Annotated in this window: 14 protein-coding genes; 8 read left to right on the forward strand and 6 right to left on the reverse strand. The window is 70.8% G+C overall.

Features of this window, described 5'->3' with window-relative positions; translation table 11 throughout:
- Positions 1 to 84: 84 nt before the first annotated feature.
- Entirely contained in the window at positions 85 to 2,421 is a 2,337-nt protein-coding gene (locus WME79_RS24575; protein ID WP_437539547.1) for an alpha/beta fold hydrolase, read from the reverse strand.
- A gap of 294 nt (positions 2,422 to 2,715) precedes the next feature.
- Between WME79_RS24575 and kdpF the strand changes: the two genes are divergently transcribed.
- From kdpF to WME79_RS24605, 6 genes are read left to right on the forward strand one after another with little or no spacing between them, the layout of a single operon-like run.
- Positions 2,716 to 2,808: a K(+)-transporting ATPase subunit F gene (gene kdpF / locus WME79_RS24580; RefSeq protein WP_437539549.1), complete on the forward strand. Its 93-nt coding sequence runs from the start codon at positions 2,716 to 2,718 to the stop codon at positions 2,806 to 2,808.
- Positions 2,805 to 4,547 (forward strand): potassium-transporting ATPase subunit KdpA, encoded by a 1,743-nt coding sequence (gene kdpA, locus WME79_RS24585; RefSeq protein ID WP_437539551.1) that lies wholly within the window; start codon positions 2,805 to 2,807, stop codon positions 4,545 to 4,547. The genes kdpF and kdpA overlap by 4 nt, the downstream gene beginning before the upstream one ends.
- Positions 4,544 to 6,739 carry a potassium-transporting ATPase subunit KdpB gene (kdpB, locus tag WME79_RS24590; protein ID WP_437539553.1) on the forward strand — a complete coding sequence of 732 codons (2,196 nt, stop codon included), beginning with the start codon at positions 4,544 to 4,546 and terminating at the stop codon, positions 6,737 to 6,739. The genes kdpA and kdpB overlap by 4 nt, the downstream gene beginning before the upstream one ends.
- A gap of 20 nt (positions 6,740 to 6,759) precedes the next feature.
- Positions 6,760 to 7,332, forward strand: a complete 573-nt coding sequence (gene kdpC / locus WME79_RS24595; RefSeq protein ID WP_437539555.1) for a potassium-transporting ATPase subunit KdpC — start codon at positions 6,760 to 6,762, stop codon at positions 7,330 to 7,332.
- A gap of 14 nt (positions 7,333 to 7,346) precedes the next feature.
- A complete protein-coding gene (locus tag WME79_RS24600) occupies positions 7,347 to 10,070 on the forward strand; it encodes a DUF4118 domain-containing protein (RefSeq protein ID WP_437539557.1) in 2,724 nt (907 codons plus the stop codon).
- A gap of 15 nt (positions 10,071 to 10,085) precedes the next feature.
- On the forward strand, positions 10,086 to 10,802 hold the full coding sequence (locus WME79_RS24605; protein ID WP_437539559.1) for a response regulator: 717 nt from the start codon (positions 10,086 to 10,088) through the stop codon (positions 10,800 to 10,802).
- A gap of 153 nt (positions 10,803 to 10,955) precedes the next feature.
- Here the strand turns inward: WME79_RS24605 and WME79_RS24610 are convergent, their stop codons facing one another.
- Positions 10,956 to 13,535, reverse strand: a complete 2,580-nt coding sequence (locus tag WME79_RS24610; protein ID WP_437539561.1) for a DEAD/DEAH box helicase — start codon at positions 13,533 to 13,535, stop codon at positions 10,956 to 10,958.
- A 350-nt stretch (positions 13,536 to 13,885) separates the two neighbouring features.
- Here WME79_RS24610 and WME79_RS24615 point away from each other — a divergent pair, with 350 nt between their 5' ends.
- Positions 13,886 to 16,804: a PAS domain S-box protein gene (locus tag WME79_RS24615; protein ID WP_437539563.1), complete on the forward strand. Its 2,919-nt coding sequence runs from the start codon at positions 13,886 to 13,888 to the stop codon at positions 16,802 to 16,804.
- A 101-nt stretch (positions 16,805 to 16,905) separates the two neighbouring features.
- On the forward strand, positions 16,906 to 17,214 hold the full coding sequence (locus tag WME79_RS24620; protein WP_437539565.1) for a rhodanese-like domain-containing protein: 309 nt from the start codon (positions 16,906 to 16,908) through the stop codon (positions 17,212 to 17,214).
- A gap of 16 nt (positions 17,215 to 17,230) precedes the next feature.
- Here WME79_RS24620 and WME79_RS24625 read toward each other — a convergent pair whose 3' ends face one another.
- From WME79_RS24625 to WME79_RS24640, 4 genes are all read right to left on the reverse strand, one after another.
- Positions 17,231 to 17,554, reverse strand: coding sequence for a hypothetical protein (locus WME79_RS24625; RefSeq protein ID WP_437539567.1), 324 nt, complete (start codon positions 17,552 to 17,554; stop codon positions 17,231 to 17,233).
- A gap of 64 nt (positions 17,555 to 17,618) precedes the next feature.
- The gene (locus WME79_RS24630; RefSeq protein ID WP_437539569.1) at positions 17,619 to 20,042 is read right to left on the reverse strand and encodes a protein kinase domain-containing protein; all 2,424 of its coding nucleotides are present in this window, start codon (positions 20,040 to 20,042) and stop codon (positions 17,619 to 17,621) included.
- Positions 20,043 to 20,254: 212 nt separating this feature from the next.
- Positions 20,255 to 20,677 carry an HNH endonuclease gene (locus tag WME79_RS24635; RefSeq protein WP_437539571.1) on the reverse strand — a complete coding sequence of 141 codons (423 nt, stop codon included), beginning with the start codon at positions 20,675 to 20,677 and terminating at the stop codon, positions 20,255 to 20,257.
- Positions 20,674 to 21,030: a hypothetical protein gene (locus WME79_RS24640; protein WP_437539573.1), complete on the reverse strand. Its 357-nt coding sequence runs from the start codon at positions 21,028 to 21,030 to the stop codon at positions 20,674 to 20,676. The genes WME79_RS24635 and WME79_RS24640 overlap by 4 nt, the downstream gene beginning before the upstream one ends.
- Positions 21,031 to 21,154: the final 124 nt, after the last annotated feature.

Genomic DNA, 21,154 nt, shown 5'->3' on the forward strand with positions numbered 1-21,154 from the left:
ACCGGGGCGTATGCGATTCGCAGGCCGCCGCGCGCCGCGCCTGCGAGGCGGGCAGAGCGCCGGCCGGGCGCGGCGCGCGGGCGATCAGAGGTGCTCTGTCAGGTACTCGACGATGGCGCGGTTCGCGTAATGGCTCGCGGCCGGCGACCGGTAGCCGTGCCGCTCGCCCGGGAACACGAGGGTGTCGAACCGCTTGTCCGCGGCCATCAGCGCCTCGATCATCTTCGCCGTGTGCGCAAAGTGCACGTTCTCATCCATGAGCCCGTGCATGAGGAGCAGCTTGCCGCGCAGGTTGCCCGCGCGCTTCGTGAGATCGGTCGCCTCGTACCGCGCGGCCTCCTTGTCGAGGAGGCCCATGTACCGCTCCGTATAGCCCGTGTCGTAGAGCCGATCGTCGGTCACCGGTGATCCCGCGACGCCCACGTGGAAGCGGTCCGGCGCCATGAGGAGCGCGTCCAGCGCCATCCTGCCGCCGTAGCTGTGGCCGTAGATCCCGACGCGGCCCGCGTCGACGTAAGGAAGCGTCTTCAGGAAATCGAGGCCCGCGATCTGATCGGCGAGCTCGACCTCGCCGAGGCGCCCGTAGATGGCGGACTCGAACGCGCGCCCGCGGTTCGCCGAGCCGCGGTTGTCGAGCTGAAAGACCACCACCCCGCGATCCGCGAGGTGATTCCAGAGCAGCCATGGCGACCACGAGTTGAAGACCGTCTGGACGCCGGGCCCTCCATACACGCTCACAACGACCGGATAGCGGCGGCCGGGCTCGATCCTCCGCGGCGCGAGCAGCGCGCCGTAGAGCGTGTCGCCGCTCGCGGCGCGCACCTCGACGATCTGGGGGGCGCGCAGCTCGAGCTCCGCGAGCTCGCGGTCCACGGGCGCCGGCAGCGCGCCGATCTCGGCGTTGTCCGCGCCCCTCACCGCCCCTTTCCACGGGCGATCCAGGGCTGCGTGGAGCTCGACGTACCCCGGCCCCCTCGGATCCACGGTGATCTGGTGCATCCCCGGGTCGGACGTGAGCCGCTTCACCTCGCCGCCCGCGAGCGGCACGGTGTAGAGGTGGCGCTCGGTCGGGCCGTCCTTGGTCGCCACGAAGCGCGCGAGGCCGCGCTCCTCGTCCGGCGGGAGGAGCGAGGTGACGTCCCAGTCGCCCTGGGTGAGCCTCGCGAGCTCGGCGCCCGAGTCGGCGTCCCGCAGCGCGAGGTGGCGATGGCCGCCCTCGGCGGTCGACCAGACGAACCTCGGCGAGCGCTCGAGGAGCCGCATATCGGCGAAGTCCACCCACGTCGGCGAGGTCTCGACGACGACCTCGGCGGCCTCGCCCGAACGCGGCCTCGCGCGGAGGAGCGAGAGGCGCTTCTGGTCGCGCGAGAGGGTCTGGAACCAGAGCGCCTTGCCGTCTTCCGCCCAGGCGAACCGGCCGAGGTAGCGCTCGTCTTCGCCACCGCCGCCCTTCCACGTGAGCCATGTCGTCTTCCTGGTGGCGAGATCGAGGATGCCCGCCCGGACGCGGGGGTTCTTGCCGCCGACGCGCGGGTAACGCGCCATCATGAGATCTTCCTTGCCGTCGCGGAAGCCGAGGACCGGCACCTTCTCGACCTCTCGCTCGTCGACCTCCAGGTAAGCCACCCGATCGCAGCCGGGGGAGATCCAGAAGCCGCTCGGCTCATCGAACTCCTCCTGACCGTTGAAGTCGCTCAGGCCGCGCGAGACCCCCTCAGGCGCCCCCCGGGTCAGCGCCGTCTCGCGCCGCGAGGCGACGTCGATCATGACGAGCTCGCGCCCGCGGACGAACACAACGCGCTCGCCGCCGTCGCACACCTTCGGATCGATCTCCGGCTCGGGCGTGTCGGTGAGCCGCGCGATCGCCCCTTTCGGGTCGCGCAAATCGCGCAAGTCACGCAAGAAGAGGTCGCCGCCGAAGGGGATGAGGGCGACCTCCGCCCGCTTCGCCCACGAATAGGCCGTGATCCCCTTGGAGAACATGCGCTGTCGCTCGCGGCGGAGCTCCTCCTCGCGGGACAGCGGCTTCGCGTCCTTCAGCAGATCGCCCGATGCGACGAGCTGCCGAATCTCGCGCGATGTGGTGTCGAAGGCAAAGAGCGCCTGCTCCGGCCCGTCCGCCTGCCGCTGGAGGTAGGTGATCAGCTTGCCGCCGGGCGCGTACTGGATCGCCCTGGGCAGCCGCGCCCCGAGCGGGGGTTGCCGGCCGAGGTGGGCATACGTGATGCGGCTCGCCTCCGGTCCGGCGATGCGCGTCTTCTCCGGCGAGGCGGCCTGCTTCACCGCCGCGGCGACCCCGGCCGGGGCGGCCTGGGTGGGCGGGGCGGCCCTCGGCGGGGACGAGCCGGTGGGCGGGGCGCACGCGGCGACCGAGAGGACGGAGAGCAACCCAAAGCGCGCGGGAACCAGCGGACTTCGCATGGCCGCTTCTCTCCCGTCGCCATGGCGATGTCAAACAGCGCTGCGCGCCGCGGGAAAGGCCGAGGCGCGCGAGCTCACCTTCGTCTTGATACTTTCTTGATGGCGCCCCTCCCCCATCTTGACGGCTCTTTGACCCGCGGAGCACTACGTTCAGTCCCGCCCGGCCGGCACGGACGCAAGCGCGCTCCACGCGGCCGATGAGGTCGCCATGGATGGTGTTTATATGGGGCTGACGCTCCTCCTTTTCTCGCTGTTCGCGGGGCTCATCAAGCTCTGCGAGAGGGTTTGAGCGCCATGATCGCGTTCACCTGGATCTCGGGCATCCTCGCCCTCGGTCTGCTGGTCTATCTGCTCTTCGCGCTCCTCAAGCCGGAGAGCCTGTCATGACAGCCAACGCGGCGCTGCAGGTCGCGCTCTACCTGGCCGTCCTCATTGCCCTCTCCGTCCCGCTCGGCCTCTACATGGCGCGGGTCTACCAGGGAGAGCGCGGCCTCATGGTCCGCGTGCTCGGGCCAGTCGAGCGGCTCATCTACCGCGCGGCGGGCGTGCGTCCGGATCAGGAGATGCGCTGGCAGGACTACGCCTTCGCCGTGCTCGCGTTCAACCTGGCCGGGCTCCTCGTCGTCTATGCCCTTCAGCGGCTCCAGGGCGCCCTGCCCCTGAACCCGGAGGGCATGGCCGCCGTCCCGCCCGATCTCGCGTTCAACACCGCCGCGAGCTTCGCCTCCAACACGAACTGGCAGGCGTACGGCGGCGAGTCGACGCTCAGCTACCTGACGCAGATGGCCGGGCTCGGCGTGCAGAACTTCGTCTCGGCGGCGACCGGAATGGCCGTGCTCGTCGCGCTGATCCGCGGGATCACGCGGAAGACAGCGGACACCGTCGGCAGCTTCTGGGTCGATCTCGTCCGGAGCACCCTTTACATCCTCCTGCCGCTCTCGCTCCTGCTCACGATCCTCCTCGTGTCCGAGGGGGTCGTGCAGGGCTTCGGGAGTTACCAGAGCGCGTCGCTGCTCCAGGCCGTCAAGGACCAGGGCGGCAGCGCGGTCGTTCATCAGGTGATCCCGATGGGGCCCGCAGCGTCGCAGATCGCGATCAAGCAGCTCGGGACGAACGGCGGCGGCTTCTTCAACGTGAACTCGGCGCACCCGTTCGAGAACCCCACAGCCCTCTCGAACTTCCTCGAGATGCTCGCGCTGCTCCTCATCCCCGCCGCGCTCTGCCACACGTTCGGCCGGATGGTGGGCGACAGGCGCCAGGGCTGGACGGTGCTCGCCGCGATGACGGCCATCTTCGCGGTCCTCCTCGTCGCCTGCATCGCCTCGGAGCAGGCGGGCAACCCCGCCCTCTCCGGCCTGGGCGTCGATCAGGCGGCGAGCGCGCTCCAGGCCGGCGGCAACATGGAGGGGAAAGAGGCGCGCTTCGGGATCACGAGCTCCGCCCTCTGGGCGACCGCCACCACGGCAGCCTCGAACGGCGCGGTGAACGCGATGCACGACTCCTTCACGCCCCTCGGCGGGCTCGTGCCCCTCTGGCTCATGCAGCTCGGCGAGGTGGTCTTCGGCGGGGTCGGCTCCGGCCTCTACGGCATGCTGATGTTCGTCGTCATCGCCGTCTTCGTGGCCGGCCTGATGGTCGGCCGCACCCCGGAATACCTCGGCAAGAAGATCGAGGCGTTCGAGATGAAGATGGCGTCCCTTGTCGTGCTCTTCCCCGCGATCACGGTCCTCCTTGGCACCGCCATCGCGGTGATGACAGAGGGAGGCCAGAAGGGCGTCTTCAACCCCGGGCCGCACGGGTTCAGCGAGGTGCTCTATGCGTTCTCGTCCGGCGCGAACAACAACGGCAGCGCCTTCGGCGGCCTCGGCGCGAACAGCCCGTTCTACAACACCGCCATCGGCGTCGCGATGCTCATCGGCCGTTATGCGCTGATCGTCCCCGTGCTCGCGCTCGCGGGCGCGCTCGCGCGGAAGAAGCTCGTCCCGGCCGGCCCGGGCACGCTGCCCACGCACACACCGCTGTTCGTCGCGCTCCTGACAGGCACCGTCGTGCTCGTCGGAGCGCTCACGTACGTCCCCGCGCTCGCGCTCGGGCCGATCGTCGAGCACCTGGAGATGACCCGATGACCATGGATCTTCATCGCACCGGCGAGGCGAGCCCCAGGCGCGGCGCGCCTGCTCCCGTGCTCCCCGAGCTGTCGCCGCCGCCGAGGCCGCGCCACCCGTCCCGCGACGTGGAGGGGAAGAAGACCGCGGCGAGGCCGCTCCTCGATCCCGCGATCCTGAGGCCGGCGATCGTCGCCGCGTTCCGCAAGCTCGACCCGCGCCACCAGGTCCGCAACCCGGTGATGTTCGTGGTCCTCGCCGGGAGCGCGCTCACCACGGCCCTGTTCGTTCACGCGCTCTTTCACCACGAGCGTGAGGGCGCCGAGCCGGCCGGGTTCACCCTCGCCATCTCGCTGTGGCTCTGGTTCACCGTGCTCTTCGCGAACTTCGCGGAGGCCGTGGCCGAGGGGCGCGGAAAGGCGCAGGCGGACACGCTCCGCAAGGCGCGGCGCGATGTCGAGGCCGTGAAGCTCTCCGCCCCGGAGCGCGACGCGGCGCGGACCACCGTGCGGGCGTCGAGCCTCCGGCGAGGAGACCTCGTGCTCGTGGAGGCAGGCGCGATCATCCCCGGCGACGGCGACATCGCCGTCGGCGTCGCGTCCGTCGACGAGAGCGCCGTCACGGGCGAGAGCGCCCCCGTGGTGCGGGAGAGCGGCGGCGACAGGAGCGCGGTCACCGGCGGGACACGCGTGCTGTCCGACTGGCTCATCGTCCGCATATCCGCCAACCCCGGCGAGGCGTTCCTCGACCGCATGATCTCGATGGTCGAAGGGGCGAAGCGGAAGAAGACGCCGAACGAGATCGCGCTCGACATCCTGCTCGCCGCGCTCACCCTCGTCTTCCTCCTCGCGACCGTGACGCTGCTGCCGTACTCGATCTTCAGCGTCCGGGCGGCGGCGCAGGGGACCCCGGTCAGCATCACCGTGCTCGTGGCGCTGCTCGTCTGCCTGATCCCCACCACCATCGGCGGGCTGCTCTCGGCGATCGGCATCGCCGGGATGGACCGCATGATCCAGGCGAACGTCATCGCCATGTCGGGGCGCGCGGTCGAGGCCGCGGGCGACGTGGACGTGCTGCTGCTCGACAAGACCGGCACGATCACGCTCGGCAACCGGCAGGCCACGGAGCTCATCCCGGCGGACGGGATCGGGGCGCAGGCGCTCGCCGACGCCGCGCAGCTCGCGTCGCTCGCCGACGAGACGCCCGAAGGGCGCAGCGTCGTCGTGCTCGCCAAGGAGAAGTACGGCCTGCGCGAGCGCGATCTCTCGACCCTCAGCGCCCGCTTCGTCCCCTTCACCGCGCAGACCCGGATGAGCGGCGTCGACAGCGGCGCGCGCGAGATCCGGAAGGGCGCCGTCGACGCGATCGAGGCCTACGTCAAGGAGAAGGGCGGCGCGGTCCCGCCCGCGGTGCGCGCGGCGACGGAGGCCATCGCCCGGAAGGGCGGCACGCCGCTCGTCGTCGCCGAGGGCAGCGCGGTGCTCGGCGTCATCCACCTCAAGGACATCGTGAAGGGCGGCATCAAGGAGCGCTTCGGCGACCTCCGGCGCATGGGCATCAAGACGGTGATGATCACGGGCGACAACCCGCTCACCGCCGCCGCCATCGCCGCCGAGGCCGGCGTCGACGACTTCCTGGCGCACGCCACGCCCGAGGCCAAGCTCGCGCTGATCCGCGATTACCAGACGGGCGGACGGCTCGTCGCCATGACCGGCGACGGGACGAACGACGCCCCGGCGCTGGCGCAGGCGGACGTCGCGGTCGCCATGAACACGGGCACCCAGGCCGCGAAGGAGGCCGGGAACATGGTCGACCTCGATTCGAACCCGACCAAGCTCATCGAGATCGTCGAGATCGGCAAGCAGCTCCTGATGACGCGGGGCGCGCTCACGACCTTCAGCCTGGCGAACGACGTCGCGAAGTACTTCGCCATCATCCCGGCGGCCTTCGTCTCGACGTATCCTGCGCTCGGGCGGCTCAACGTGATGGGGCTCGCCACGCCGCGCAGCGCCGTGCTCTCCGCGGTGATCTTCAACGCGCTCGTCATCGTCGCGCTCATCCCGCTCGCGCTCCGGGGCATCCGCTACCGGTCCGTCGGCGCGGAGCGGATGCTCCGCAGGAACCTGCTCGTCTACGGCCTCGGCGGGCTCATCGTGCCGTTCGTGGGGATCAAAGGGATCGATTTGCTCCTCTCCGCCCTCGGCCTCGCCTGAGGCCCCAAGGAAAGAACACCATGCTCGCGCACCTGCGACCCGCCCTCGTCCTCCTCCTCGTCCTCACCGGCCTCACGGGGTTCGCCTACCCGCTGCTCTCGACCGCCGTCGCGCAGGCCGCGTTCCCCCACCAGGCGAACGGCAGCCTCATGATCCAGGGCGGCCGCGTGGTCGGATCGAGCCTGCTCGGCCAGCCGTTCAACGATCCGCGCACCTTCTGGGGCCGCCCCTCGGCGACGAGCCCTGCCCCCTACGCGGGGCAGGCCTCCGCCGGGAGCAACCTCGGGCCCACGAACCCTGCCCTGGCCGAGGCGGTCAAGGCCAGGATCGAGGCGCTCCGCGCCGCGGATCCGGAGGGCGCCGCGCCGGTGCCGGTCGACCTGGTGACCGCCTCCGGCAGCGGCCTCGATCCGCACATCAGCCCCGCGGCGGCGGAGTACCAGGTGCGCCGCGTGGCGCGCGCGCGGAACCTGGCAGAGGACGACGTGCGCCGGCTCGTCGCGCGGCACACGGAGGGGCGCTGGCTCGGACTCCTCGGCGAGCCCCACGTGAACGTGCTCCTCCTGAACCTCGCCCTCGACGGCGCCCGCTGAGGAGAGCGCGAGCGGTGGAGGACGCACGCGACGACCGGCCGGATCCCGAGGCGCTGCTCGCCGTGGCGCGCGAGGAGGAGGAGCGCGAGCGGAAGGGCAAGCTCAAGATCTTCTTCGGCGCCGCGCCCGGCGTCGGCAAGACGTACGCGATGCTGCAGGCGGCGCGGTCGCTCCTCGAGGATGAGGTCGACGTCGGCGTCGGGTGGGTCGAGACGCACGGGCGCGCCGAGACGGAGGCGCTCCTCGACGGGCCTCCGCCGCTGCCCCGCCTGCCACCGATCGAGGTCGAGCACCGCGGCAGGACGCTGCGCGATTTCGACCTCGAGGCCGCGCTGAAGCGCCGTCCGAAGGTCCTCCTCGTCGACGAGCTCGCGCACACGAACGCGCCGGGGCTCCGGCACCCGAAGCGCTGGCAGGACGTCATGGACCTCCTCGACGCGGGGATCGACGTCTACACCACCGTCAACGTCCAGCACATCGAGAGCCTGAACGACGTGGTGGCCCAGGTGACCGGCGTCGTGGTCCGGGAGACGGTGCCCGACTCGATGATCGAGCGCGCCGACGAGATCGAGCTCATCGACCTCCCGCCGGACGACCTCCTCGAGCGGCTGCGCGAGGGCAAGGTCTACCTCTCGGAGCAGATCGAGCGCGCGGCGACCCACTTCTTCCGCAAGGGCAACCTGATCGCCCTGCGCGAGCTCGCCCTGCGGCGCACCGCCGAGCGGGTCGACGATCAGATGCGCGGCTACATGCGCGCCCACGGGATCCAGAAGACGTGGGCCGTCGCCGAGCGGATCGTCGTCTGCGTGGGCCCGAGCCCCATGTCGGCGCGGCTCATCCGGGCGACGCGGCGGATGGCCGGCAGCCTGAAGGCGGAGTGGCACGCGGTGTACGTGCGGACGCCGGCGCAGGCGCGGCTCACCGCGGCCGATCGCGCGCGGGTCGACCGGAACCTCGCGCTCGCGGAGCGCCTCGGCGCCAGCACGGTCCAGCTCCACGGCGCGGAGATCGCCGGGGAGGTCCTGCGGTACGCCAGGCAGCACAACGTCAGCAAGATCGTCGTCGGAAAGCCGACCCACCCTCGCTGGAAGGACTTCGTCTACGGCTCGCTGCTCGACGATCTCGTGCGCCAGAGCGGCGACATCGACGTCTACGTCATCCAGGGGACCGCGGAGGCGCAGCGCTCCGAGGTCGGGCCGCCGGAGCGGCGCCGCGTCGCGCCGCTGGCTTATGCCCTCAGCGCCTGCGTGGTGGCGCTCTGCACGCTGCTCTCGTGGGCCATGCACCCGTTCTCCGACCTGGCGAACCTCATCATGGTCTACCTGCTCGGGGTGGTCTTCGTCGCGAGCCGCTTCGGGCGAGGCCCCTCGGTGCTCGCGTCGGTGCTCGGCGTCGCCGCCTTCGATTACTTCTTCGTCAAGCCGTACCTGACCTTCGTGGTCAGCGATCTCCGGTACCTCCTTACGTTCGCGATCATGCTGCTCGTGGCGCTGATCATCGCCGGCCTCACCGTGCGCATCCGCCTCGACGCCGAGAGCGCCGGCCAGCGCGAGCAGCGCACCGCGGCGCTCTACGCGATGAGCAGGGAGCTGACCGCCCTGCGCGAGACCGACAAGCTCAGCCTCGCGGCGGCGCGCCACGTGCGCGACGTCTTCGAGGCGGATGCGGTCGTCCTCCTGCCCGGCCCCGACGGCCGCCTCGCCGTCTGCGCGGGGACAGCGGAGGATCTGGTCGCCAGCGAGCAGGAGCGGGCGGTCGCGGAGTGGGCGTATGCGCGCGGCAAGGCCGCGGGGGCCGGGACCGATACGCTCCCGAGCGCGGGCGCGATGCACCTGCCGCTCCAGGGGTCCACCGGGCCGATCGGCGTCCTCAGCGTCCGGCCGCGCGGATCCTGGCAGTCCCTCGACCTGAGCCGGCGCGAGCTGCTCGGCGCCTTCGCCACGCAGACGGCGCTCGCGCTGGAGCGCGCCCTGCTCGCGAGGCAGGCCCAGCGCGCGCAGCTCCACGCCCAGGCGGAGGAGCTCCGCAACGCCCTCCTGAGCTCGGTCTCGCACGATCTGCGCACGCCGCTCGCCACGATCACGGGCGTCGCGGGCGCGCTGCTCGACGAGGGGGCCGCGCTCGACCCGGCGGCCCGGCGCGACCTGACGCAGACCGTGCTGGAGGAGGCGCAGCGGCTCGAGCGCCTCGTGCGCAACCTGCTCGACATGACGCGCCTGGAGTCCGGCGCGCTCGCGGTGAAGAAGGAGTGGCTGCCGCTCGAAGAGCTCGTGGGGGCAGCGCTGAACCGGGTCGAGGAGCACCTCGAAGGTCGGGAGGTCTCGATCGAGCTCGACCGGGCGGCGGAGCTCGTCCCGATGGATGGCGTGCTGATGGAGCAGGTGCTCATCAACCTGCTCGAGAACGCGCTCAAGTACTCGCCCGCCGGCAGCCCGATCGGGATCCGGGGGTTCACCGAGCGGAGCATGGCGATGCTCGAGATCGCGGATCGCGGTCCAGGCCTGCCGCCCGGCGAGGAGGAGGCCATCTTCGAGAAATTCCACCGGGGCCGGGGCCAGACGCAGCGCGGCCTCGGCCTCGGCCTCACCATCTGCCGAGGCATCGTGGCCGCGCATGGCGGACAGATCACGGCCGAGAATCGGCCTCATGGGGGCGCGGTCTTCCGCGTGACGTTGCCCATCGAGGGCCGCCCGCCGAACCTCGCCGCCCCGGAGCTGCCGGCGGCCGCGGGCGCTTGATATCGTGGGTGGGCGATGGCGGAAGCGTCTCCTCTCGTGCTGCTGATCGAGGACGAGCCGCAGATGCGCCGCTTCTTGCGCGCGATGCTGGCGGCCCGCGGCTATCGGCTCGTGGAGACGGAGACGGGCGCCGACGGGATCGCCCAGGCGACGACGCGCAATCCGGATCTCGTGCTCCTCGATCTCGGGCTCCCTGACATGGACGGCCTGGAGGTGACCCGGCGGCTCCGGGAGTGGAGCGCGGTCCCGATCATCGTGCTGTCGGCCCGAGGCCAGGAGCAGGACAAGATCGACGCGCTGGACGGCGGCGCCGACGATTACCTGACCAAGCCGTTCAGCGCGGGCGAGCTCCTGGCGCGGCTGCGCGTGGCGCTGCGCCATGCCGCCCACGCAGCGCACGGGGCGAAGGCGGAGAACTCGAGCTTCAAGGTGCAGGACGTCGAGGTCGACCTAGCGCGCCGGGTCGTGCTGCGGGCGGGCGAGGAGATCCACCTGACACCGATCGAGTACAAGCTGCTCACGACGCTGATCCGACACGCGGGGAAGGTGCTGACGCACCGCCAGCTCCTCGGTGAGGTGTGGGGCCCTGCCTACGCCGGGCAGACACACTATCTGCGCGTCTACATGGCGCAGCTCCGGCACAAGCTGGAGCGTGACCCGGCGCGACCGCAGATCCTGATCACCGAGCCCGGCGTGGGCTACCGGCTCAAGGGAACTCGAGTCGAGCCGTAGTTCCACCCTCCAGGAGGAGGGCCGGGGATCCGGAGAGAGATTTCAACGCAAAGGCGCAAAGGCGCAAAGGCGCAAAAAAGAACAAATTTCATGCATTTTTGCGTCTTTGCGCCTTTGCGTTGAATCTCTCCTCGCTCGCGAGACAGATCCCTCTCAGCTCGCGATGCGCCGGAGCACGATGACCGGCCGCCCCGCGTCGCGCGAGCGATCGATATCCACCTTGCAGTCGAGCATCCAGTCGTTGTGGTCCTCCGGATCGGCGATGATCTGCTGGACCACCCAGGAGCCGCCGTCCTCGGCGGGGTGGATGATCGTGTTGCTCGGGCTCCGGGCCGCCGGATCGGTGCGGATCGCGGCGTGCTCCGCGTAATAGGCTCGGAGCGCCTCGTCCAGCCGCTCCGCCGTCCACGGCGCCTCCTCCCCCTCCACCATCTCGGCGGCGACCTCGTAGTCGCGGCGGGCCAGCGCGCGCAGGAAGAAGAAGAGCTCGTTCCTCACGAGCACCGTGAACTCCTTGACGTTCCGCGTGACGTCGAACGCGGCCTGCTCGACGGCGCCGCCCGGGGCCGCCGAGCGCGGCTGGAACGAAGGATCGCGCAGCCGCTCCCACTCGTCGAGCAGGCTCGAGTCCACGCCGCGGATGAGCGCCCGGAAATAGGCGGTCATGTCGATGGTGTCGCTGTCCTTCGCGTACTCAGGCACCGTCTGGACGAGCGCCTTGTACACCTCGGAGACGTACCTGAGGAGCAGCCCCTCCGCCCTCTCCAGGTTGTACTCCCGGATGTACTCGCTGAACGAGAGGTATTGCTCGTACATCTCGCGCGCCACGCCCTTCGGCCGGATGTTCTCCTGCCCCACCCAGGGGTGCCGCCGCGCGAAGTCGTTGAAGGTCCCGTAGATGAACTCGCGGTTTGGCCTCGGATAATCGAGCTTCTCGAGCTCCTCCATCCGCTGCTCGTACTCCACGCCCGCCGCCTTCAGCTCCGCCAGCTTCTCGGTCTTCAACCGATCGAGCTGCTTTTGCAGGATGAGATCGGGGTTCTCGAGGATCGACTCGACGAGCGTCAAGAGATCGAGCGGATAGGTGCCGCTGTCGGGATCCAGCTTGCCCACCGTCTCGAGGACGTAGAGCGAGAGGGCGTGGTTCAGGGAGAAGTCTTCCTGGAGATCCGCGTTGATGCGGATGCGCTTGCCCGGCCCGTCTTCCCTGGGGACGAACTCGATGATGCGCGCCTCCACGAGCGAGCGGAAGAGGAGCATCGCCGTCCTGCCGTGCTGGCGCCGGACCGCCGGCCGATCGTGGGTGCTGCGGATGAGCCGCTTCAGCGCCTGACAGCCGCCCTCCTCGCGCCCGAGCACGTTGACGAGCATGCCGTGCGTGACCTGGAACCGGGACACGAGCGGCTCGGGCGGCGACTGGATCAGCTTCTCGAACGTCTGCCGGTCCCAGTGCACATAGCCCTTCTCCGGCGGCTTCTTCCTGACGATCTTCCGCCGCTTGGCCGGGTCGTTCCCCGCCTTCGCCTCGAGCCTCATGTTCTCGATGACGTGCTCCGGCGCCTGGGCGACGACGCTCCCCTGCGTGTCGAACCCCTTCCGGCCGGCCCGGCCGCTGATCTGCTGGAAGTCGCGCACGCTCAGGATGGCCGTCTTCTCGCCATCGAACTTGCAGAGCTTCGTGAAGAGCACCGTGCGGATCGGGATGTTGACGCCGACGCCGAGCGTGTCCGTGCCGCAGATGATCTTGAGGTGCCCCTGCTGGGCCAGCTTCTCGACGAGCAGCCGGTATTTCGGCAAGAGCCCCGCGTGGTGGAGCCCGATCCCGTGCCTCACGAAGCGCTGCACCTCGCGGCCGTAGGGGCTCGAGAACTTGAAGGGGCCCCCGAACGCGGAGCCCGGCACTGCGCCCGCGAGGGCGGCGGTGATCGCCCGCTTCTCCTCCTTGGTGCAGTAGTCCTGGCTCATCAGGTTCTGCGCCTCCTCGGCGCAGCCCCGCTGCGTGAAGCTCACGATGTAGATCGGCGCCTTGCCGCTCTTCACAAGGGTCGCGACGGTCTCGTGGAGCGGCGTCTCGCGGTACTCGAAGTCGAGCGGCACCGGGCGCACGGTCGACTTGATCACGGCGGTCTGCTCGCCCGTCAGGCGCGTGAGCTCCTCCTGGAAGAACTCGGTGCCTCCGAGCGTGGCGCTCATGAGCAAGAACCTCGCCTGCGGCAGCGTGAGCAGCGGGATCTGCCAGGCCGCGCCGCGATCGCGATCCGAGTAGTAGTGGAACTCGTCCATGATCACGTAGTCGCAGAGCGCCTTCTCGCCCTCGCGGAGCGCGATGTTCGCGAGGATCTCCGCGGTGCAGCAGATGATGGGCGCGTCGCGGTTCACGGCCGCGTCGCCCGTCAACATGCCCACGTTCTCGGGGCCGAAGTCGTTGCAGAGCGAGAAGAACTTCTCGCTGACGAGCGCCTTGATCGGGCACGTGTAGTACGACTTCATCCCCTCGGCGATCGCCTTGAAGTGCATGGCGGCCGCGACGAGCGACTTGCCCGAGCCGGTCGGCGTATTGAGGATCACATTCTTGCCGCCGAAGATCTCGAGGATGGCCTCCTCCTGCGCCGGGTAGAGCTCGAGCCCCCGCTCGGCGACGTAGTCGAGGAAGCCGTTCAGGAGGTCGTCCGCCGTGAAGTCGTGAGGTGACGGCGGGAGACGGGCGAGGAGCGGAGCGGAGGCTTGATCCATGGCGGCTGTCGGGCGCGCGCCCGTGGGCGCGGGCGCACCATGCAGAAGCCTGGTTTCAGCGAGAATGCAAGCAAACTCCTCCATGTCCAGGTCGGATCGCCAGCGACGCGCGAACGGAACGGGGCCGACGCAGCAGGCGCAACCGACACCGCTGTCGCGCTGGCGCAACCGACACAGCAGACGGAAGGGGCGGAGCGGACGCAGCAGGCTCCGCCCAGGCAATCCGGACGAGCAGAGGACGGAGGCGATCGGGGCGCCATACCGCCCGCAGCGTCACGCGATCGTGATAGCGTGGCCGGACGAAACAACAGGGGGAAACGCCATGCACACACGGCCGAGCGGGCGGGTGCATGGAGGATCAGGGCGGGCGGCGGATGGGGGAGACGGCCGGACAGCCAGTCTGGGCGACGCGATCGCCCAGCAGGGGGACCGCGCAGATCGACGCATCGAGCGGGCGGCTCTTGCACGTCAGCAGCTCGCTTTGCCAGCTGCTGGGCTACTCGGAGGACGAGCTGCGCCAGAAGAAGCTGTCGGATCTCGCGCAGCCGGAAGATCGCACGGGCTCGCTGGCGGCGTGGCGGTCGCTCCTCGAAACGGGCGAGGAGGAGCTCACGTTCGAGATGCGCTGCCGCTGCAAGGACGGCGGCGTCCGCTGGCTCCACGTGACCGGCGTCTTCGTCCGTGACGTCCGGCAGAGGCCGTATCGCGCGGTGGTTTTCGTCGAGGACATCACCGAGCCAAGGAACGCGGAGGAGCGGGCGCTCGCCGCGGAGCAGGCGCTGGCGGAGAGCGAGGCCAGGCTGCGGAACATCTTCTACAGCGACATGGCCCCGATGGCCTTCTGGACGCATGACGGGCGCATCATCGAGGCGAACGACGCCTATCTGAAGCTCGTGGGCCACACGCGGGAAGAGGTCGCGGCCGGCCTGGTCCGCTGGGATGCCGACAGGCTGCCGGAGGATCGCGCCGCCGGTGACCGCGCCCTGGCGGAGCTGCGGTCGAGCAGGTGGGCGTTCACGCCCTTCGAGAGGACCTATGTGCTGCGCGACGGCACGCGCATCAAGATGCTGGTGAGCGGCTGTCTGCTGCCCGGGCAGCGGTACGAAGAGGCCGGCTTCGCGATCGTGCTCGACGTCACGGAGCTCCGGCAATCGGAGGCGGCGATCCGGAGGTGCGAGCAGATCTTCCGCGCCATCGGGGAATCCATCGATTATGGCGTCTGGGTCAGCGACGCCGATGGGCGGAACGTCTACGCCAGCAACGCATTCCTCAGGATGGCCGGGATAATGCAAGAGCAGTGCTCAGAGCACGGGTGGATCGAGACGCTCCACCCCGAGGATCGGCACAAGGTCGCGATCTTCGAGCGGTGCGTGCAGACGGGTGAGCCGTTCGAGGAGGAGCTCCGCTACCTCGGCCCTCAAGGCACCGTCCACCCCGTCCTCAACCGAGGCGTCCCGGTCCGCGACGAGCAAGGCAAGATCACCGCCTGGGTCGGCATCTGCCTCGACGTCAGCAAGCTCAAGCGCACGGAGGAGGCGCTGCGCGAGAGCGAGGGCCGCCTCCTCGCGGCGCTCGACGAGGCGCAGCGGGTCCTCGCCGAGCGCGAGCGCCTGGAGGACGAGCTCCGCGCGCGCGAGCGGGAGCTCGCGTCCCTGATGGCGAACTCGCCCGACGTGATCTACCGCCTGGACCTCGGCCTGCGCTGCACCTTCATGTCGCCCACCTCGGGGACGGTGATGGGGTTCCCGCCGGAGCATTACATCGGCAAGACGCCTCGCGAGAACGGGCTCCCGCCCGACGTGATCGAGGTGAGCGAGGCCGCGTGCCGCGAGGCGCTCGCGACCGCCAGGCCGCAGCGGATGGAGTTCAGCCTCGGCGAGCGGAGGTTCCGCGCCCGGATCATCCCCGAGCTCGGGCCGACCGGCACCGTGGACTCGTTCATGGGGATCACCGAGGACGTCACAGCGGAGCGGCTGGCCGAGGAAGAGCGCCAGAAGCTTCTCGATAGCGAGCGCGCCGCGCGCGACGAGGCGGAGCGCGTCAGCCGGGTCAAGGACGACTTCGTCGCGACGCTCTCGCACGAGCTGCGCTCGCCCATCAACGCCATCCTCGGCTGGGCGCGCATCCTGCGGGGCCGGGCGCCCGAGGCGCAGACGCTCGCGCGGGGGCTCGAGGTCATCGAGCGCAACGCGCGGCTCCAGGCCGACATGGTGTCCGAGCTGCTCGACATGAGCCGGATCGTCTCGGGGAAGCTGCGGCTCGACGTGCAGCCGGTCGACCTGCCGTCGGTCATCCGGAGCGCGCTCGAGGCGATCCAGCTCGCGGCCGAGACCAAGGGGATCGCGGTCGGCTCGAGCATCGACCCCGAGGCGAGCTCGCTGAGGGGGGACCCCGCGCGGATCCACCAGGTCGTCTGGAACCTCCTGTCGAACGCCGTGAAGTTCACGCCCCCGGGCGGGCGGATCGACGTCGCGCTGCGGCGCGCGGGCGCGCACGCCGCGCTGTCGGTGACCGACACCGGGATGGGCATCGCCCCGCAGTTCCTCCCTCACCTGTTCGAGCGCTTCCGGCAGGCGGACGCGTCCTCGACGAGGAAGCACGGCGGGCTCGGCATCGGGCTCTCGATCGTCAAGCACCTTGTCGAGCTGCACGGCGGCACCGTGGAGGTCGCGAGCCGGGGCGAGCATCTGGGCGCGACCTTCACGGTGAGGCTGCCGCTCGCCGGCGTCTCGCAGGAGGCGCCGGACGCGGCGGCGCGCCCCAGCGAGGCGTGCGCCGAGGCGCTGGCCGACTACCCGGGCGCGTCGCTCGCCGGCCTGCGGGTGCTGGTGGTCGACGACCAGCCCGACGCGCGCGAGGTCGCCCAGCGCGTGCTGGAGGAGTGCGAGGCGACGGTCACGACCGCGGGATCGTCCGCCGAGGCGCTGGCCATCCTGTCGCAGGAGCGGCCCGACGTCCTCGTCAGCGACCTCGGGATGCCGGGCGAGGACGGCTTCCAGCTCATCCGCAGGGTGCGGGGCCTCGGTGAGGCGCGCGGCGGGGCGACGCCGGCCGTCGCGCTCAGCGCGCTGGCTCGTGCCGAGGACAAGGCGCGGGCGCTCGGCGCCGGGTACCAGGCGCACGTCGCCAAGCCCCTGGATCCGGCGGAGCTCGTGGGGGTGATCGCGGCGCTCACCAAGGATCGGACGGGTCGGACGAATCAGACGGAACCGACGGATCCGACGGAACCGACGGAACCGACGAATCCGACGGATCGGACGAGCCAATGAGCGGCGGTTGCTCCGGGGGAGCTCCTTGGATTAGGTAGAAGCCTTTACGGCGCCGTCCACGGCGGGATGGCGCGAGCACGGCCATGGTCCAACAGATTTCCGTGAAAGAGCTCTTTCTGAAGCTGAAGGCGGGCGAGCCCGTGTACCTCCTCGACGTGCGCACGCCCAGCGAGCACGAGATCGCCGCGCTGCCGGGCAGCACGCTGATCCCGCTGAACGAGCTCGTCGAGCGGGCCGACGAGGTCGCGCCCGGCGAGGGCGCGCTGGTCGTCGCCTACTGCCACCATGGCGTCCGGAGCCTCTCGGCCGCCGCCCTCCTCGAGAAGCTCGGCCACGAGCGCGTCGCCTCGCTCCAGGGCGGCATCGACGCGTGGTCGATCCACATCGACGAGAGCGTCCCGCGGTACTGATCCCGCGTCGGCGAGCTCAGTTGAGCGAGGCGGCGCCGAGCCGGAAGTAGAGCGATCGGCCTGCGCCGCACGCGCTGCAGACGACCTTCGCGACGCGGAGGCGGACGCCATCGAGCGTCTCGGCCGTGTGGTCTTCCACGCGGAAGGCGCCGCGACAGCGCGGGCACGGGATCGAGCGGGCGGCCACCTCGACCTGCGAGGCCGCGTCGAGGGCGATGGCGCGCCCGGGGGTGTGGCCCGGCTCGAGCAGCGCGAGCCGCTCGATATCGCGGGTGAGCTTCGCCGACGTGCGATCGCTTTCGCGCCGGGCGGCGCGGGCCGAGAGCTTCTTCTTCGCCATGATGCCTGTCCCTGCGGCCCGCCGGTGCGGAGACGCCGACCCGCGCGGGGAGCGCGGGGCCGGTCTACCGCTTGTCGCGGATCGGCTCCAGGCCCTCGTACACGTCCTCGGCGCCTCCGCCGTTCACGGCGCGCTCTGGCGAGACGGGGCCCGAGCGCGAGGGCGCGAGGGTGCCGGGCCGCCGCACCTTGGGAGGCCGCCCCCCCGGCGAGCGGTGTTCGGGGAGCGCTGCGGGGTCGGGCGCCGTGGCGGCAGCGTCGACCGCGGAGGGCGAGTCGGCCACGGCCGGATCCGCAGTTTGCGAGGGCGCTTCCGGGGCCGGTGCATGCTCGACGTCTGAGGGCGCGGGCGTGCCGAACGGCGCGGGGCCGGCCTTGCTCGCGAGGGTCATCGGCGCGTCCTGGCCCGCCGGTGACCTGGCGGCCACCGGCGCGTCCGCGTTCCCTGTCCAGCGCGCCGCGCCCAGCGCTACCGCGGCAAGAAGAACGGCGGCGACCGCGATCCACGCGCCCGCGTTGCGGCGCCAGCGGAACGCGCGGGTGCGCCATCGATCGCGGCGGCGTTCGGTACCGTCGTACGGACTCCCGGCGCTCTCCTTCCCGTCGGGCTCGATCAGCGGCACCGCCCGCTTGCTCGCATCGAACCGCCGCGGCGACGCCCCGCGCTTGCGCGCCATCGTCAGCGTGGGGGAGTCGTCGCGCGCCATCGTCAGCGTGGGGGAGTCGTCGCGCGCCATCATCAGCGTGGGGCCGTCCTCACGCGCCATCGTCAGCGTGGGGCCTTCTTCGGGAGCCGTCTTCAGCGTAGGGCCGTCCTCGCGCACCATCGTCGGCGTCGGCGTCGGACCGTCCTCGCGCGCCATCGTCAGCGTGGGGCCTTCTTCGCGCGCCATCGTCGGCGTCGGCGTCGGACCGTCCTCGCGCGCCATCGTCAGCGTGGGACCGTCTTCGGGAGCCGTCTTCAGCGCGATGCCGCTGTCCTGCGCCGTCTTCAGCGCGGCACCGCTGTCCTGCGCTGTCGCCGGCGCGGGGCCGACGTCCTGCGCCATCTTCAGCGCGGCGTTGCTCCCCTGCGCCGTCGCCACCACGGAACCGCTGCCTTGCGCCAGCATCAGCGCGAGGCCGTCGCTTCGCGGCATCGTCAGCGTGGGGCCGTCCTCGGAGCTCCCCCCGGGCGAGGACCGGTCGTTCCGCGCCATCTTCAGCGTCGGCCTGCTGTCCTGCGCCGGGGTCGTGGGTCCGTTGCTCCGCGCCAGCGTCAGCGTGGGCCGCTCGGCGACGGCCACGATGGGGAGCGTGCGACGCTCGCTGGACGGGGCGTCGGCGCCGGACGAGGTCGCCGCCGCAGCGCCCTGGCTGGGCAGGGTGGTCACGTGGTCGCCGCCAGGCGCGAGCGCCGTCGAGCAGGGACCTGCCCCGGCTCCCGCCCCCCTGTCGGCGTCCGGCAGGGTCGACGACGCGCCGGGGCCGTCGTTGGCCGCGGCGGGGAGCGTGCTCGCGACGCCGTCGCCCGAGGGCCCGAGGGGCCGAGACGAGGGAAAGGCCTTGCCCCGGGCGATCGCCTCGATCTGCGCCAGGGCGCGGGCGGAGTGCTCCGTGCCGAACGGCGCGAGCTCTCGCGCCAGATCCGCCACGGTCTGGACGCGCACCTCCGGCTCTTTCTCGAGGCAGCGCAGGATGATGTCCTCGAGGCGGGCCGGCAGATCCATCCGGTGCACCCGCGGCGGCGTGGGCGCCTGCATGGCGATGGCGACGAAGAGCGCCGAGATCCTGGACACCTCGAAGGGAAACCGCGCCGTCAGGAGCTGGTAGAGGATGACGCCGAGCGACCAGATATCGGTGCGCGCGTCGACGTCTTTCGAGCACCGCACCTGCTCGGGCGACATGTAGCAGGGGGAGCCGAGCATCACCTCCGACGCCGTGAGCTTGCCGTCGTCCTCGGCGGCGGCCGACTTGGAGAGGCCGAAATCGAGCACCTTGACGATGGGCGCGCCGGTCGCGCCGGTCGTGAGGAAGAGGTTCCCCGGCTTGAGGTCCCGGTGGACGATGCCGCGCGCGTGCGCCTCCGCGATGGCCTCGCAGCCCTGGATCACGTAGTCGACCGCCTCGGACACGGGCAAGGGGCCGCGCGCCTCGAGCTCCCGCTGGAGATCGCGGCCGCGCAGGTACTCCATGACGAGGTAGGGGACGCCGAGATCGGCCGTGCCGACGTCGATGACGCGGGCGACGTGCTCGCTGCGGATCGCCGCCGCGGCGCGCGCCTCGCGCAGGAACCGGGCGCTCGCGCCGGGCAGCGTCATCGCGCGGGGGAGGAGGAACTTGACGGCCACGCGCTGGCGCAGCGAGACGTGCTCGGCGGCGAAGATGACGCCCATGGCGCCCCGGCCGAGGCTGCGCTCGAGGCGGTATTTCTGCGCGAAGACCTCGCCTATCGCTGGAATGCCCGCCGTTGACGCGGGGGCATCCGGTTCCGATGGCCCGACCTCCATGGGCACACTATAGCCGCGCTCCCACCTTTTTTGACGCGAAGATGCGGGGCGTCGGGGGGAGGAGACAGAATGCGGGGGCAGCGGAAGGCGATCGCGGGGATTCCGTGGGCGGGCCGCGCACCTTCCATCACTCCCATGGTGGGCGCCGTCGGCCACGCACGGCTCGCGAGGCGCAGACGTCCTCACGCGCCTCCCGCGCTCGCCCGTGACAGCTACCGCGGCCCTGGGAGCAACCCTGCCGCGGCCAACAACAGTCGCTCCGCGCGCCGGCGCGGGTGGTTGAGCTGGAGCAGGCGCACCGTCACCCGTGCCACAGCGGACTTCGGGACGAGCTCCTCCCCATGCACCTCGAAATGATCGCTCCAGGCGTCCCGTCTCGGGTTGAACAAGGCTGTGAGCTCCCCGGTCTCCACATCGATGGAAGCGAGATCAGTCCCTTTGTGCTTGTTGCACAGGACGCAAGAGAGGGCGAGATTCTCCGGTGTGGTCGCGCCACCGTGCTTCAGCGCAACGATGTGATCGACCTCGTGCGCCGCCAGCGTCATCTGCTCCGGGATGAGGCAGTACTCGCAGCGACCCCCGGCCCGCTCGCCGACGAGCCGCCGCAACGCGGCCGGGACTTGCGTGGGGCTCATCTGTCCTTGAGCTTCATCGCTGCCTTCGCCTTGGCGATCCGGACCAGATGCTCGATGTAGTCGATCCGCTCCCACTCGAGCTGCTCTTCGGGGCTGAGCCCTGAGCAACGGCTCTTCTCCAGGAGCTCCTGGATCCGATGCTGCAACGTCGGGGCTGCCCGGAGGCCCAGCACCTCTTCGGCCGTCGGCAAGGTCGCCAGGAGCTCCAGGACATCCGCGACCCCCTCGTACTCCGAGGATGCTTCGGCGCTCAGCGCACGCAGCCCGAGGTCGAGAATCCGAGGCAATCGATCCGCCAGAGCGTGGAGCTTCTCGGCAACCTCGTCAGGGACGTCCAGGGTGATCGACGACATGGCACCTCGCGCTGCGTTGGCTCGGGTGAGCCTAGCGCGTCCGGCGCCATCGCCGTCGCGCGAACTTCATGGTGACTCCCTTGCGAGGCGTGGCAAACGCAAGAACGGCGTACCGCACGAGGCG

The sequence above is a fragment of the Sorangium sp. So ce726 genome (genome assembly GCF_051521405.1).
In the GTDB taxonomy this organism is placed as follows: Bacteria; Myxococcota_A; Polyangia; order Polyangiales; family Polyangiaceae; genus Sorangium.

What these genes read in the sequence shown, in the direction of transcription:
- WME79_RS24575 (WP_437539547.1), bottom strand. Translation starts at nt 2,421, where the DNA reads ATGCGAAGTCCGCTGGTTCCCGCGCGCTTTGGGTTGCTCTCCGTCCTC.
- kdpF (WP_437539549.1), top strand. Translation starts at nt 2,716, where the DNA reads ATGATCGCGTTCACCTGGATCTCGGGCATCCTCGCCCTCGGTCTGCTG.
- kdpA (WP_437539551.1), top strand. Translation starts at nt 2,805, where the DNA reads ATGACAGCCAACGCGGCGCTGCAGGTCGCGCTCTACCTGGCCGTCCTC.
- kdpB (WP_437539553.1), top strand. Translation starts at nt 4,544, where the DNA reads ATGACCATGGATCTTCATCGCACCGGCGAGGCGAGCCCCAGGCGCGGC.
- kdpC (WP_437539555.1), top strand. Translation starts at nt 6,760, where the DNA reads ATGCTCGCGCACCTGCGACCCGCCCTCGTCCTCCTCCTCGTCCTCACC.
- WME79_RS24605 (WP_437539559.1), top strand. Translation starts at nt 10,086, where the DNA reads ATGGCGGAAGCGTCTCCTCTCGTGCTGCTGATCGAGGACGAGCCGCAG.
- WME79_RS24610 (WP_437539561.1), bottom strand. Translation starts at nt 13,535, where the DNA reads ATGGATCAAGCCTCCGCTCCGCTCCTCGCCCGTCTCCCGCCGTCACCT.
- WME79_RS24615 (WP_437539563.1), top strand. Translation starts at nt 13,886, where the DNA reads ATGGAGGATCAGGGCGGGCGGCGGATGGGGGAGACGGCCGGACAGCCA.
- WME79_RS24625 (WP_437539567.1), bottom strand. Translation starts at nt 17,554, where the DNA reads ATGGCGAAGAAGAAGCTCTCGGCCCGCGCCGCCCGGCGCGAAAGCGAT.
- WME79_RS24630 (WP_437539569.1), bottom strand. Translation starts at nt 20,042, where the DNA reads ATGGAGGTCGGGCCATCGGAACCGGATGCCCCCGCGTCAACGGCGGGC.
- WME79_RS24635 (WP_437539571.1), bottom strand. Translation starts at nt 20,677, where the DNA reads ATGAGCCCCACGCAAGTCCCGGCCGCGTTGCGGCGGCTCGTCGGCGAG.
- WME79_RS24640 (WP_437539573.1), bottom strand. Translation starts at nt 21,030, where the DNA reads ATGTCGTCGATCACCCTGGACGTCCCTGACGAGGTTGCCGAGAAGCTC.